This window comes from Bradyrhizobium sp. 170 (assembly GCF_023101085.1).
In the GTDB taxonomy this organism is placed as follows: Bacteria; Pseudomonadota; Alphaproteobacteria; order Rhizobiales; family Xanthobacteraceae; genus Bradyrhizobium.
In genome coordinates this window covers 2314007-2329019 of sequence record NZ_CP064703.1, presented here as the reverse complement: position 1 = coordinate 2329019, position 15013 = coordinate 2314007, and the positions used below count along the sequence as shown (strand labels likewise).

Below are 15013 nucleotides of genomic sequence, written 5' to 3'. Positions count from 1 at the left end.
CGCATGCGATTGTCCGCGGGAAGCCCCGCCCGCCTAGGTGCAAGCTGGGACGGACGGGGCACCAACTTTGCGCTGTTCTCGGCCAATGCGGAGAAGGTCGAGCTTTGCCTGTTCGACGGTCAGGGCCGCCGCGAACTCGAGCGGATCGAACTGCCCGAGCGCAACGAGGACGTCTGGCACGGCTATCTCAACGACGTCTCGCCCGGGCAGCTTTATGGCTATCGCGTCCACGGCCCCTATGCGCCCGAGCGCGGCCACCGCTTCAACGCCAACAAGCTGCTGCTCGATCCCTATGCCAAGCGGATCGCCGGCCGGCTGGTGTGGAGCGACGCGCATTTCGGCTATCGAACGGGAAGCGCACGCGAGGATCTTTCGTTCGACCGCCGCGACAATGCCCGCGGCATGCCGAAGGCGGTCGTGGTCGACGAGACCTTCAACTGGGGCCGCCGCGAGATACGGCCGAACATCGCCTGGGAAGACACCATCATCTACGAGGCCCACGTCAAGGGCCTGACGCAAAAGCGGGGCGACGTCGCGCCGGGCTGGCGCGGCACCTATGGTGGGCTGTGCTCGCCGGCGATGATCGACCATCTGAAGCGGCTCGGCGTCACCACCATCGAATTGCTGCCGATCCACGGGCTGATCGACGACCGCGTGCTGGTCGAGCGGAAGCTTGCGAATTACTGGGGCTACAACACGCTGGCGTTCTTCGCGCCGGAGCCGCGCTATGCGCAGGACAACGCGCTCGACGCGTTCCGCACCACGGTGGCGCGGCTGCACGACGCCGGCATCGAGGTGATGCTCGATGTCGTCTATAACCACACCGCCGAGGGCAACCATCTCGGCCCGACGCTGAGTTTCCGCGGCATCGACAACGCGTCCTATTACTGGCTCAGCAAGGACAACCCGCGCTACTATGACGACTTCACCGGCTGCGGCAGCTCGGTCAACCTCGCCCATCCGCGCGTGCTGCAGATGGTGATGGACTCGCTGCGCTACTGGGTCGAGGTCTGTCACGTCGACGGTTTCCGCTTCGACCTCGCCACCACGCTGGCGCGGACGCCGAACGGCTTCGACCGCAACTCCTCGTTTCTGACCGCGGTGCGGCAGGACCCGGTGCTGGCAACCGTCAAGCTGGTCGCCGAACCATGGGATCTCGGCATGGGCGGCTATCAGGTCGGCGCGTTTCCATCGCAGTGGTCGGAATGGAATGACCGCTATCGCAGCGCGATGCGGCGTTACTGGAGCGGCGAAGGCAGCCTGATCGGCGACGTATCGCGCCGGATGACCGCCTCATCCGACCTGTTCCATCACGACAACCGCGCGACGCGCGCCGGCGTCAATCACATCACCGTCCATGACGGATTCACGCTGGCCGATCTGTTCAGCTACAACGACAAGCACAACGAAGCCAACGGCGAGGACAATCGCGACGGCTCAAACGACAACCACAGCAACAATTGCGGCCATGAGGGCCCGACCCACGACGCCGCGATCGTTGCGCTGCGCCGGCAGCTCCGCAAGAACCAGCTCGCCTGCCTGTTCCTCGCGCAAGGTACGCCCTTGCTGCTGGCTGGCGACGAGGTCGGCAATTCGCAGAACGGCAACAACAACGCCTATTGCCAGGACAACGAGACCGGCTGGGTGAATTGGGACAATCTCGGCAAGCCAGGCGACGACCTCACCGATTTCGTCGGCCACATGACGACCCTGCGCCGGCGCTTCGCGCAACTGCGCTGCCAGCGCTGGCTCTCCGGGCGCCGCAAGGATGGCTCCTACGGCGTGCTATGGCTGACGCCGGCGGCCGAGGAGATGCAGGAAGCCGACTGGAATTTTCCGGAAGGACGGTTCCTCGCCTACGTACTGGGGCCGATGGAACAAGGTCAGCCGCCGATCTTTATCGTGCTGAACGCCGCCCCCGAAGAGATCGCTTTCAAATTGCCTGCGATGCCCGAGTACAAGAACTGGCACCAAGTGCTGAACACGACTGAGGCCGTGCTGAGCCCCACCGCATTCGCTTCGGGCGCCGCGTCCAGCGCGCCGCCGCGGTCGGTGCTTGCCTTTGCGGGCATGGCATGAATGACCGGCAATTCGGCCCGTGTCTGGCAAATTACGGCACGCGGTTTCGGCTGTGGGCGCCGGCGGCCAACCGCGTCGAGGTGATGCTGGAGCAACCTCACGCGATGAAGCGCGGCGAGGACGGCTGGTTCACCGCCGACATCGCCGGCGTGAAGGCCGGCGCGCGCTACAAATTCCGCATCGATGACGAGATCGACGTGCCGGATCCGGCGTCGGCGTTTCAGCCCGATGACGTCTTTGGCCCCAGCGAAGTGATCGATCACGAAGCCTATCCATGGCGCGCTACGAACTGGCGCGGACAGCCGTGGCAGGAGGCCGTGATCGTCGAGGCCCATGTCGGCACCTTCACCAAGGAAGGCAGCTATCGCGCGATGATCGACAGGCTCGATCATCTCGTTGAAACCGGCATCACCGCGCTGGAATTGATGCCACTGGCGGACTTCGCGGGCTCCCGAAACTGGGGCTATGACGGCGTGTTGTGGTACGCGCCCGACAGCGCCTATGGACGGCCCGAAGATCTCAAGGCGCTGATCGACGAGGCGCATCTGCGCGGGCTGATGGTGATGCTCGACGTGGTCTACAACCATTTCGGCCCCGAAGGAAATTATCTTGGCCGCTATGCGCCTTCCTTCTTCACGGAGGCGCACACGCCCTGGGGCAGCGCGATCGATTATCGCGTGAAAGAAGTCCGCGCCTTCGCGATCGGGAACGCGCTGCACTGGCTGCGCGACTATCGCTTCGACGGGCTGCGGCTCGATGCCGTCAACTCTATCGTCGAGCCGGGTGGGCTGTCGCTGCTGCACGATCTCAGCGCCGCCGCCGGCCAGCTTGCCGCAGAAACCGGCCGGCACATTCACGTCGTGCTGGAGAACGGCGACAACCGCGCCAGCATTCTGGACGCCACGCAGGACCCGCCGCAGGGCAAATACCGCGCGCAGTGGAACGACGATTATCATCACGCCTGGCGCGTGCTGATGACCGGCGAAAAGCAGGGTTATTATATCGACTACCAGCGCTCGCCTAGGTCTGACATCGCGCGCTCGCTGTCATCAGGCTTCGTCTATCAGGGCGAGTTATCTACGTTCCGGCGCGGCAAGCGTGGCGAACCGAGCCGCCATCTGGCACCGATCGCCTTCATCAATTTCCTGCAGAACCACGACCAGATCGGCAATCGCGCGTTGGGTGACCGCCTCGAAGGCAATGCCGACGCGCGGATGATCGAGGCGGCGCTTCAGGTCCTGCTGATCGCACCTCACGTTCCCATGCTGTTCATGGGCGAGGAATGGGGCTCAACTGTCCCCTTCCCGTTCTTCTGCGATTTCGGCGGCGATCTCGCCGATGCCGTGCGCAAGGGCCGTCGCGTTGAACTGGCCTGGGCCTATGCGGAATATGGCGATGAGGTCCCCGACGCGCTCGCGGCTTCCACGAGGGACTCTGCGGTGCTCGACTGGGACAGGCGCGAGGCGCCCGCGGGACGAAAACGTCTGACGCTGGTGCGCGAACTGCTGCGAACTCGGAAGCAACAGATTGTACCCCGACTGGTCGGCGCCGCTTTCGGGAAGGCTCAGGTGGCAGACGATGGTTTGCTGACGGCCGATTGGCGGATGGGCGATGGCGCCACGCTTCGCCTGCTCGCCAACCTGTCGGACCAGGCCATCAGCCATGCGCCCGGTGGGCCGGCGGGAACCCTGATCTGGGGCAGCGAGTTGGGCGGCAGCGTCCCGCCATGGACGGTGCTCTGGCGCATCGGATAGGAAAAATGCCCCCGGCGATCCCGATCGCGACTTACCGCCTGCAATTGTCGGCGGATTTCGATTTCGACGCCGCCGCTTCCGTGGTGCCTTACCTGAAGGCGCTCGGCATCACCCATCTCTATGCCTCACCCTTCATGCGGGCCCGCAAGGGCAGCACGCATGGCTACGACGTCACCGACCACGCCCGGTTCAATCCGGAGCTCGGCGGCGAAACCGGCTTCGAGCGGCTGAGCGCCGTGCTGCGGCAACACGATCTCGGGCTGATCCTCGATTTCGTGCCCAACCATGTCGGCGTGCACTATGACGATAATCCATGGTGGCTCGACGTGCTGGAATGGGGTCCCGCCTCGCCGCACGCCGCATCCTTCGACATCGACTGGGAGCAGTTGCCATACCGCGCCCGCGGCGGCGTGCTGCTGCCGATCATCGGCTCGTCCTACGGCCAGGCGCTGGAAAATGGCGAGATCGAGCTTCGCTATGACGCCGGCGAAGGCAGCTTTTCGGCGTGGTATTTCGAGCATCGGTTGCCGATCGCGCCGGAGCGTTATGGCGAAATCCTGCGCATGATCGTCAAGGAGGCGGGCGCGGAGGAAAGCGTGCCCGGCAAGGCGATGCTTGCGCTGGCCTCCCGTTATCAGGGACCGCGACGCCCCAACCGCAAGGAAGCGCCTGCCTTCAAGGCCGAACTGAAAGGCATCGCGGGAGCCTCTGACATCATCGCCCGGGGGCTGGAAGCCTATCGCGCCGGAGCGGATCGCACCGCGGCAACGCTTTCGCTGCATCATCTGCTGGAGCGCCAGCACTACAAGCTCGGTCATTGGCGGCTCGCTTCCAGCGACATCAACTACCGGCGCTTCTTCGACATCAATATGCTGGCGGGCCTGCGCGTCGAGGACGCCGGGACCTTCGAGGCGATCCATCGGCTGGTCAAACGGCTGATCGCGGAGGGAAAGCTCGGGGGGTTGCGGCTCGACCACATCGATGGCCTGCGCGATCCCGTCCAGTATTTTCAGCGCCTGCGCCGGCTGGTCCGCGAGGCACAGGGTGATCGCGGCGGCCCGTTCTACCTCGTGATCGAGAAAATTCTCGGCGAGCACGAAAAACTGCCTTCGTTCAGCGGCGTTCATGGCACGACGGGTTATGAGTGGCTGAACGCAATCACCCAGGTGCTGACCGACGGAAGCGGCCTGGAGCCGCTCGACGAGATCTGGCGGCAGCTCAGCAACCAATCGCCAAAACTCGAACCGATCCTGCGGGACGCAAAACGCCGCGTGCTGGAAACGCTGCTGACCAGCGAGTTCACGGTGCTGACGCGCCTGCTGGCCCGGATTGCCAGCGGACATTACTCCACCCGCGACTATTCCGCCGACAGCCTGCGGCAGGCGCTCGAACTCTACGTGCTGCACTTCCCGGTGTATCGCACCTACCTGACATCCTCAGGGCTATCAGCGCATGATCGCCAGTTGATATCAGGGACGATCGAACGGGCGCGCGCCGACTGGTTTGCCGCCGACGACGGCATCTTCGACTTTCTCCGCGACACCCTGACGATGGACCTGATCAAGCCCGGGCGCGCGCACCACAGCGCGCCGCGCGTGAGACGTTTCGCGTTGAAGGTGCAGCAGTTCACCGGCCCCATGATGGCGAAGTCGCTGGAGGACACGACGTTCTACCGCTACCATCGCCTGCTCGCGCTCAATGAGGTCGGCGGCGATCCGGCCGCAACAGCGCTTTCGGCCGGCGAATTTCACGGGATGATGCGGGCTCGCGTCAGCGAATGGCCGCATGGCATGACGGCAACCGCGACGCATGACACCAAGCGCGGCGAGGACGCGCGGGCGCGCATCATGGCGCTGGCGGAAATTCCGGGGGAATGGACCAGCGCGGTGGCCCGATGGAAGCTGCTCAATGCGCCGCATCTTTCGGTCGATGGCGATTTGCGCGCGCCGTCGGCAACGTTCGAATACATGCTGTATCAGGCGCTGCTCGGGGCATGGCAGCCGGACGACACCTCGTTTGCGGAGCGGATGCAGGAGTATGCGCTGAAGGCCGCGCGCGAGGGCAAACAGGAAACGAGCTGGCTCAATCCCCACGCGGCCTATGAGGCGGGCGTAAAGGGTTTCATCGAAAAAATTCTCGATCCTTCGCTCTCAGGCGAATTCCTGAACTCCCTGCAAACGCTGGCGCAGCGGCTGTCGCTGCTGGGCGCACTGAACTCGCTCAGCCAGATCACGCTGAAGGCCATGATGCCGGGCGTGCCGGATTTCTATCAGGGCACGGAGCTCTGGGATTATTCACTGGTCGATCCCGACAACCGGCGGCCGGTCGACTTTGCCGAACGCGCAGGGCGGCTCGACGCGCTGGAGAAACCGGATTGGGACCGGCTGGTCGAGAAGTGGCCGAGCGGTCATCTGAAGCTGGCCTGGACACGGCATCTGCTCAAGCTTCGGACCGAACTCGCCGATGTATTCACGGACGGCGATTACGAGCCATTGGAAGTGAGCGGACCGCATCGCGATCATTTCATCGCTTTCGCCCGGCGGCGAGGCCGCGAGGCCGCGGTCACCGTGGTCACGCGCTGGTTCGCGCCGTTGACCGACAGCGGCAGGCATTGGCCTGGTCCGGAGAAATATGACGCCGCGCTGAACGTCGAAGGCTATGCGGTGGAAGGCTTTGCCGATGCCGATGCCAAACAATTGCGCCTGTCCGACCTGCTGACGCATCTACCGATCGCCGTGCTGAAAGCAAGATTCACCGGCGCGGTAAAGCCGCCGCGCAAACGTGCGCGCACCTAGCGATTCATGTTTTGATGCGTTTTCTTGACGCGAACCGGTATCCACCCCGGATCAAGTCCGAGGGCATGCTTCGCTCGAAAACGCTATGGCGACGTCAGCTTTTCTTGGTCAGCAACAGCTTGCCGCGGTTCTGGATCGCAGTCTGGGCCACCTCGGCAAAGCGCTGCAACAGCCATGGCAGCACGACTTCCACCTGCACGTGATCTTCCGCCACGTCGACATGGCCGGCCGCCGCCTGGCCTAGCGCGCGAACGCGGAAGATCATGCGGTTGTCTTCCCATCGCTCCTCATCGACGCTCAGCACCGGTACGCCGGAGGCGGCGCGCGACAGCCCGGTCTTCAGGCGGCGCATGGCTTCGTCGCGTCCGAGGCTATGCGGAATCGAAACTACCAACGGTTTGGTCATTGGCGAAAATCCTCCCCTCAACTTGAGCGTATGTAACCACACACGGTTCGAAGGGAAGAGGCGCGCCGATTATCGCGGTGCAATGAGGAACCTTGATGAATCCGATTTGTTGTTCCTGTCTCAGGGCAGAACAAACAAAAGGGCCCTACCGGGCTGAGGAGAGACTCATGTCAATCGGCACCATCATCCTGATCATTCTCATCATCGCCCTATTGGGCGGATTCAGCGGCGTTGGCGGCGGACCGTTCTATGGCACCGGCTACTACGGCGGCGGCGGGCTGGGCCTGGTGATCGTGATCCTGCTGATCCTGCTGCTGCTCGGGAAGCTTTGAGCGGAAATCGCAGGGTGGGCAAAGGCGCAGCCGTGCCCACCGTTTCATGCGCGATCAAAGATGGTGGGCATGCTTCGCTCCTACAAGCAGCAATCCAAGCAGAAGCTGTCGTCACCCGCGAAGGCGGGTGACCCAGTATTCCAGAGACAGCAGTGATTGAACCGAAACGCCGCGGCGTACTGGATACCCCGCTTTCGCGGGGTATGACAGCATAGGACTACTTCTACATCTTCCCAGCCAATTTCTTCATCGCCGGCTTGATCGAGGCCGCCGCATCGTCGTAGCCGTCCCACGCCTTGGTCTTGGCCAGCAGCGAAGGCACCGTGCGCACCGTGTACTTCTTCGGATCGAGGTCGCCGCGCACCTGTGGCCAGGTCAGCGGCATCGAGACGGTGGCTCCCTCGCGCGCACGCGGCGACAGCACAGCGACCGCGGTCGACAGCCGGTCGTTGCGGAGATAATCGAGGAAGATTTTTCCCTTGCGCAGCTTCTTCGACATGTTGAGCAGATAGCGCTCGGGATCATCATTCGCCATCCACTGGCAAATACCTTGCGCGAAGGCCTTGGCCTCCTTCCACGTGACCTTGTCCCTTGCGCCGTGGAGCAGCGGCGTCACGACGTGCAGCCCCTTGCCGCCGGTGGTTTTGCAGAAGCTTTCGAGGCCCACCGCCGTCAGGCGTTGCCGCATGTCCTTTGCCGCCTCGATCACTTCCGAAAATTCAACGTTCGGGGCTGGATCGAGATCGAACACCAGCCGCCCCGGCGTGTCGTAGTCATCAGGCGCGCAATTCCAGGGATGCAGTTCGAGTCCGCCGATCTGCGCCACCGCCGCCAATCCCTCGACCTGATCGATCTGCAAATAGGGTTTGCGGTCGCCCGCGACCTTGGCGAGTTTCAGGAGATCGGAACCGCCCTGCATGGCGTGACGCTGGAAGAATTTTTCGCCGTTGATGCCGTCGGGCGCGCGGAGGATCGAGCATGGACGGCCCTTGAGGTGGACGATCATCCACTCGCCGACCGACTCGAAATATTGTGCAAGATCGAGCTTGGTAACGCCCTCGCCGCCGCCGCCATCGGGCCACAGCGCCTTGTCGGGTTTTGAGATCGCAACACCCATCACCTCGGCGGATTTGGCCGATGATTTCGCGGACCGCGCTACCGGCTTCGCAATTTGGGTCATGGCAGGCCTCTCCGCGCGTATCTCCTTCGCCGGCTTGTCCTGACGCAGCCCCTTGAACGCGGCCTGCCTGATGTTGCCGCCATCAGTCCAGCCGGCGAACTCGACCTCGGCGACCAACTCAGGTCTCAGCCAATGCACGTCGCGGGCCTTCTTCGGCGCATCCTTGCCGCCGAACGGGCTCTTGTCCGAGGCCGCCGCCTTCAACGCCGGCGTGATGCGCCGGACGACGTCCTGCCCGAAGCCGGTGCCGACGAGGCCGACGAACACCAGATGACCGCCGCGATAGACGCCCGCCATCAGCGAACGGAATTTGCCGTTGGTCGTCTTCCAGCCACCCAGCACCACCTCCTGCCCGCCGCGGATCTTGGCCTTGGTCCAGCTCTCGGTGCGTCCCGAGCGGTAGGGCGCATCCAGTTTCTTGGAGACGATGCCTTCCAGTTCCAGTTTCTTTGCCGATTCCAGCACGGTAGGGCCGCGGTCCTCGAAATGATCGACATAGCGGATCAGTTTTTCCTTTCCGCTCCGTTGCTCCAGCAGGCGCTTCAAGCGTTCCTTGCGTTCTCGCAGCGGCAGCGCGCGTAAATCCTCACCCTTGGCAAACAGGAGATCGAACGCAAAGAAAATGAGGTTACCGGTCTTGTTGTCGGCGATCGCTGCCTGCAGCGGCGAAAAGCTGGGCACGCCGTTGTGGTCCAGCGCGACGATTTCGCCGTCAATCAGCGCATTGGGCAGCGCCTTGGCTGCTTTCGCGATGGCGCCGAACTTGTCGGTCCAGTCCAGCCCCTTGCGGGTCAACAACGCGACATCGCCATCCTCGATCCGCAGTTGCACGCGGTAGCCGTCGAACTTGACTTCATGGCACCAGCCGTCCGCGTTCGGTGGCCGCTCGACGGAGGCGCAGAGTTGCGGCGCGACGAAATCCGGCATCGCGGAAACCTTCTTCGGCTTGGCGCTTGGCGCTGGCGCGCGGGTCCTGGTCTCCGGCGTGGCGCGCAGGGCTGCTGTTTTCCTGCTGGCGCGCGCGTCAGCCGCTTGGCCCCGGTTCGAATGCCAGACTGCGTCGGCCTTTGTCTTGCCTTTGGCCAGCATGAACGGCTTTGGCGCCCTGCCCTTGCCTTCGGCAATCTGCGCCATCGATCGCCCGGAGGCGACGGAGCGATCCTCTTCCAGGATGTCGTTGGCCTCGCCTTCCTTCGCGAACTCGTCGCGGTGCTTGATCAGGAGCCAGTTGGTGCGCTTGCCGCCGTAGCGGTCACCCTTCATCCGCACCAGCACCCAGCTGCCGTGCAGCTTGTCGCCGTGCAGGGTGAACTTCAGATCGCCCTTCTTGAAGCCGCGCTCGGGATCATCGGATTCCCAAGTGCCGCGATCCCAAAGCTGAACGGTGCCGCCGCCATATTCGCTTTCGGGAATGGTGCCTTCGAAATCGCCGTAATCGAGCGGGTGATCCTCGACCTCCACCGCGAGCCGCTTGTCATGCGGATCGAGCGACGGCCCCCTGGTGACCGCCCAGGATTTGAAGACCCCGTCGAACTCCAGCCGCAGGTCGTAATGCAGCCGGGTTGCGTCATGCTTCTGGATCACGAACCGCGGCTGTTTGGCGGGTGCGACCCTGACGTCGCCGGAGGGCTCCGCGGTCTTGTCGAAATCGCGCTTCTTCCGGTAGGTGCTGAGTTTCTTCAACGCCACGGCCAACCCTCAAGCTTCAAGACCGCCCCGCTGCAATACCGGAACGAAAACCCATACTAACCGTTGAAGTTCCCAAACCCAACCATGCCGGAGACAGCAATGGCCCCCCGCGCCTATTGGAAAGGCACGCTAAAACTCTCTTTGGTGTCGTGTCCGGTCGTGCTGTATCCGGCCTCGACATCGCTCGAGAAAACCCGCTTTCACATGATCAACAGGGAGACCGGCAACAGGCTCAAGCAGCAGATGATCGACGCCGAGACCGGCGACGTCGTGGAGAGCGACCAGAAGGGCCGCGGCTATGAGTTGAAAAAGGGCCAGTATGTCGAGATCGAAAAGGAGGAACTCGAAGCCGTCCAGATCGAGAGCAACCACACCATCGAGATCGACAGTTTTGTGCCCAGCGACGAAATCGACAAGCGCTATTACAACCATCCCTACTACGTCGCCCCCGACGGCAAGGCCGCGGTCGATGCCTTCGCCGTGATCCGCGACGCCATGAAGGATGAGGAACGGGTCGCGCTGGCGCGCATCGTGCTGACCAACCGCGAGCACGTCATTGCGATCGAGCCGCTCGGCAAGGGCCTGCTCGGCACCACGCTGCGATATCCTTACGAGCTGCGCGACGAGGAGGACTATTTCGACGGCATCAAGACGCCCAAGATCACAAAGGACATGATCGAACTCGCAGGCCACATCCTGCACACCAAGGCCGCGCATTTCGATCCCTCGAAATTCAAGGATGAATACGAGGACGCGCTGAAGGCGCTGGTGCGGCGCAAGGCCTCCGGCAAGCCGATCAAGGCCGCCGAGCGCGAGGAAAAGCCTGATAACGTCATCAACCTGATGGATGCGCTGAAGGCGAGCCTGAAGGGCAAGCCGGCGGCGAAACGGCGGGCACATGCCCCGGCGTCGCGGCGGGCGCCGGCACGCCGGACGGCAAAGAAAGCGCACCGGTCCGCGGCCCGGCACCGCAAGGCGGGGTGAGACCTATCCCCTCGTCTTTGCCTGCGACAAACGCGAAGCGTTTGCGCAAGGGAGCGAAGCGACGAAGCAATCCATGTCTCCGCATGCAGCGCTATGGATTGCTTCGCGGAGCCTGTCATCGGGCGCGCATTCGCGCGACCCGTTGGCTCGCAATGACGGCAGTTGCTGCCCTACCGCTTCGACTTCTTCGCCTTCCGCTTCTTCGCTGTCTTTTTCTTCGCCGTCTTCCGCTTCTTCGCAGCCTTCTTCGGCACCTTCTTGCCCTTGGCCCTCGCCTCCGACAGCCCGATCGCAATCGCCTGTTTGCGGCTCTTGACCGTCCTGCCCGAACGGCCGCTCTTCAGCGTACCAGCCTTGCGCTTCTTCATCGCGCGCCTGACATCGGTCGACGCCTTCTTCGAGTATCTGCGTGCCATTGCTTTTCTCCGGCTTTCCTCCGTTTGGCGAAAAAGTAATCACCGGTGGCATGCAAAGTTCCTCGCACCTCATAGTCCGCTTGCATTGACCGGCGACGGAAGGCATTTTGGCCGCCGGGGGACGACTGAAACGCCGGCAGCAAGAACGGCGCCGTCCCCGGACCGGGGAGGATTTTATGACATTGACGAAGTCGCACGTCGCGGGCCCAACGACACCTGCGGTGCGGGAGATGACGTTCGGCGATCTCTTGCGCAAGGCGGCTGAGGCGGCGCCCGATCGCGTGGCCCTGATTGCGGGCGTCCCCGATCCGAAGCTGCGCCGGCAATGGACCTACGCGCAGTTTTATCGTGAAGCCCAGCGCACCGCCCGCGCGCTGCTGTCGCGCTTCAAACCGGGCGAGCGCGTTGCCGTCTGGGCGCAGAACCTCCCGGAATGGGTGATGCTCGAATTCGGCGCCGGCATGGCGGGCATGGTGCTCGTCACCGTGAACCCGGCCTTTCGCGCCAGGGAAGTCGAATATGTGCTGAAGCAGTCGCGCTCGGCCGGCGTCTTTGTCGTCAGCAGCTTTCGCGGCAACCCGATGCTGGAGACCGTGCAGGCGGTGGCGCCGAACTGCCCCGAGTTGCGCGAGATCATCTCTTTCGACGACTGGGATTCCTTCATCGCGGCAGGCGACGATGATAGCATCAAGCTGCCGGCGGTCAGTCCCGACGATCCCGTCATGATCCAGTACACGTCAGGCACCACGGGCTTTCCGAAGGGCGCCCTGCTCCGCCATCGCGGATTGCTCAACAACGGCGCCGACACCGCCGACCGGATGGGCGTCGATCCCGGCGACGTCTTCGTCACCACGATGCCGCTGTTTCATACCGGCGGCTGCGTCTGCTGCATGATCGGCGCGGTATCGAAAGCCTCGACCCAGGTGCTGGTCGAAGCCTTCGAGCCTGGACTGGTGCTGGAAATGCTCGGGACCTATCGCGGCAATGCGATGCTCGGCGTTCCCACCATGCTGGTCGCGATGCTGGAACACCCGACATTCGCGGCGACCGACCTCTCGTCGGTCAAGGCGATCTGCTCCGGCGGCTCCACGGTGCCGGCTGCGCTGGTGCGGCTATTGGAGGAAAAGCTCGGCGCACCCTTCACGATTGTGTTCGGTCAGACCGAATGCTCCCCGGTCGCGGCGCAAACCCGCACCACCGACAGCGTCGAGGACAAGGCCAATACGATCGGCCTGCCGCTGCCCAACATGGAAAGCAAGATCATCGACCCCAATACCGGCGAGACCGTTCCGGTCGGCACTGTCGGCGAATTCTGTACCCGCGGCTATCACGTGATGCTCGGTTACTTCGAAATGCCTGACGCGACCTCGGCCGCGATCGATGCGGACGGTTGGCTGCATAGCGGCGATCTCTGCGCGATGGACGCCCGCGGCTATTGCACGGTGGAAGGCCGGCTGAAGGACATGATCATCCGCGGCGGCGAGAACATCTATCCGCGCGAGCTGGAGGAGCTGTTGTTCAAGCATCCGAAGGTCGGCGAAGTCGCCGTCATCGGCGTTCCCCACGAGAAATGGGGCGAAGAGGTCGCGGCCTTTATCCGCCCGGCGCCCGGCGTAACAATCGAAAAGGAAGAACTGATCGACTACATGCGCGCCTCGCTCGCCCCGCACAAGACGCCAAAACACTGGTTCGTGGTGGACGCGTTCCCGCTGACGGGATCGGGCAAGATCCAGAAATTCAAGCTGCGGGAAGCCTGGACCAAGGGCGAGATGACGGCGATCTAGTCTGGAGCACGGTCCTCGCCCCTTCGAGGAGCCGCCCAAAGCACGGCTGAGGCCAAGTCGCGCATGCCGCTCCCCAGTTTCCAGGCCAATCGACAATTGTCCGGATGAGATCCTCGCTTGGCGATGGCTCGCGTCTTCGCGGCGCACCATATCGGCGTTGCGACCGGCTCCGGGAAAATACGGGCGTGGAAGGAATTAAGACGCGACTGCAAATTGCGTCGTCTGCCAAGCGCTTCTTTTTGACAGCTGTGCGCCTTCATGCCACGTTGCTGGGAATGGGGTGAGACAACGTCCGTCCCGGCACCTTCCAAGGCCAAAAAGAAACGTAGCCACCTCATCGAGCGTACCGCCGAACAACCATTGCAGCCGTGTGAGCTGCGGGGCACCGGCATTGCGTGAAACGAAGGGAGGAGCTGCGATGATTAAATCCACACTGATATTGGGATTCGCGGGGCTAGCCGCCTTGGCCCTCACGGCGGTGACCACAGATGCCAACGCGCAGGAAAAAGTCCGCTGGAAGATGCAGAGCGCGTTCGGCAGCCAGCTGCCACACCTCGGCACCTCGGCCGTGCGCTTCGCGAAGAATGTCGAGCGGTTGTCGGGCGGCAAGTTGGAGATCAAGTTCTACGAGCCCGGCGCGCTGATCCCGCCGCTGGAGTGCTTCGACGCAGTGTCCAAGGGCTCGATCGAATCGTGCTGGACGACGCCGGGCTACCACACCGGCAAGTACCCCGCGCTCGCCTTCTTCACCACCGTGCCGTTCGGCCCGCCCGTCGGCGAATTCCTCGGCTGGAAGTGGTTCGGTGGCGGCAACCAGTTGCGCAACGAGATCTACGCCCAGCACGGCCTGATTGCGATCGACTCCTTCGCCATCGCGCCCGAGACCTCCGGCTGGTTCCGCAACGAGATCAAGTCGGTCGAGGAGCTCAAGGGGCTGAAGATGCGGTTCTTCGGCCTTGGCGCACAGGTGATGCAGAAGCTCGGCGTCTCCACCCAGCTGCTGGCAGCGGCCGACATCTATCCTGCGCTGGAGCGCGGCGTGATCGACGCGACCGAGTTCTCGATGCCGACGATGGACACCAAGTTGGGCTTCCATCAGATCGCCAAGTACAACTATTTCCCAGGCTGGCATCAGCAGACCTCGGTGAGCGAGCTTCTGATGAACAAGGCGGCATGGGACAAGCTGTCGGATCAGAACAAGGCGATCATCGAGATCGCCCTCGGCGAATCCGTCATGCACACCTACGTCGAGAGCGACCACGCCCAGTTCGCGGCGATGGCCGAGATGCGCGACAAGCACAAGGTTCAGGTCAAGCGCTGGAGCGACCAGGACCTGGCCGCGCTGGAGAAGGCCTGGCTGGAAGTGCTGGCGGAGGAATCGGCCAAGGACCCGCTGTTCAAGAAGGTCGCTGACCACTACCTGGACTACCGCAAGAAGTTCGCGGTGTGGGGCGTGTCGCAGACGATGAAGACCACCTACCAGAAGGATTGAGCGGAGGCAGCCGGTGCAGCGCGGCTGCGCCGGCTCCCGCCGGGGGGTTGCCTCGCCGGCCGGTGATGAGATCAGCCGGCTGCGCACGGTGCGCTGCCGCGG

General features: G+C 63.4%; 10 protein-coding genes. 7 read left to right on the top strand and 3 right to left on the bottom strand.

Annotated elements, in window-relative coordinates:
• The first annotated feature begins 3 nt into the window (after window positions 1-3).
• The 3 genes from glgX to treY are packed head-to-tail and all read left to right on the top strand — an operon-like array spanning window position 4 to window position 6628.
• On the top strand, window positions 4-2079 hold the full coding sequence (gene glgX, locus IVB05_RS10815; protein WP_247784138.1) for a glycogen debranching protein GlgX: 2076 nt from the start codon (window positions 4-6) through the stop codon (window positions 2077-2079).
• A complete protein-coding gene (treZ, locus tag IVB05_RS10810) occupies window positions 2076-3833 on the top strand; it encodes a malto-oligosyltrehalose trehalohydrolase (protein ID WP_247784137.1) in 1758 nt (585 codons plus the stop codon). The genes glgX and treZ overlap by 4 nt, the downstream gene beginning before the upstream one ends.
• A 5-nt stretch (window positions 3834-3838) precedes the next feature.
• Window positions 3839-6628 (top strand): malto-oligosyltrehalose synthase, encoded by a 2790-nt coding sequence (gene treY / locus IVB05_RS10805; protein WP_247784136.1) that lies wholly within the window; start codon window positions 3839-3841, stop codon window positions 6626-6628.
• Window positions 6629-6722: 94 nt separating this feature from the next.
• Here the strand turns inward: treY and IVB05_RS10800 are convergent, their stop codons facing one another.
• Window positions 6723-7034: a polyhydroxyalkanoic acid system family protein gene (locus tag IVB05_RS10800; protein WP_247784135.1), complete on the bottom strand. Its 312-nt coding sequence runs from the start codon at window positions 7032-7034 to the stop codon at window positions 6723-6725.
• Window positions 7035-7201: 167 nt separating this feature from the next.
• Here IVB05_RS10800 and IVB05_RS10795 point away from each other — a divergent pair, with 167 nt between their 5' ends.
• Entirely contained in the window at window positions 7202-7366 is a 165-nt protein-coding gene (locus IVB05_RS10795; RefSeq protein WP_082649702.1) for a DUF3309 family protein, read from the top strand.
• Between the two features lie 223 nt (window positions 7367-7589).
• Here IVB05_RS10795 and ligD read toward each other — a convergent pair whose 3' ends face one another.
• On the bottom strand, window positions 7590-10235 hold the full coding sequence (gene ligD, locus IVB05_RS10790) for a DNA ligase D (RefSeq protein WP_247784134.1): 2646 nt from the start codon (window positions 10233-10235) through the stop codon (window positions 7590-7592).
• A gap of 99 nt (window positions 10236-10334) precedes the next feature.
• On the opposite strand from ligD, the gene IVB05_RS10785 reads away from it, so the two are divergent.
• Window positions 10335-11219 carry a Ku protein gene (locus IVB05_RS10785; RefSeq protein ID WP_247784133.1) on the top strand — a complete coding sequence of 295 codons (885 nt, stop codon included), beginning with the start codon at window positions 10335-10337 and terminating at the stop codon, window positions 11217-11219.
• Between the two features lie 170 nt (window positions 11220-11389).
• On the opposite strand, the gene IVB05_RS10780 is transcribed toward IVB05_RS10785, so the two are convergent.
• Complete coding sequence (locus IVB05_RS10780) at window positions 11390-11635, bottom strand: DUF6496 domain-containing protein (protein WP_247784132.1); 246 nt, start codon at window positions 11633-11635, stop codon at window positions 11390-11392.
• A gap of 176 nt (window positions 11636-11811) precedes the next feature.
• Here IVB05_RS10780 and IVB05_RS10775 point away from each other — a divergent pair, with 176 nt between their 5' ends.
• Both IVB05_RS10775 and IVB05_RS10770 read left to right on the top strand, forming a co-directional pair.
• Window positions 11812-13419, top strand: coding sequence for an AMP-binding protein (locus IVB05_RS10775; RefSeq protein ID WP_247784131.1), 1608 nt, complete (start codon window positions 11812-11814; stop codon window positions 13417-13419).
• 418 nt (window positions 13420-13837) lie between these two features.
• Window positions 13838-14911, top strand: a complete 1074-nt coding sequence (locus IVB05_RS10770) for a TRAP transporter substrate-binding protein (RefSeq protein ID WP_247784130.1) — start codon at window positions 13838-13840, stop codon at window positions 14909-14911.
• Window positions 14912-15013: the final 102 nt, after the last annotated feature.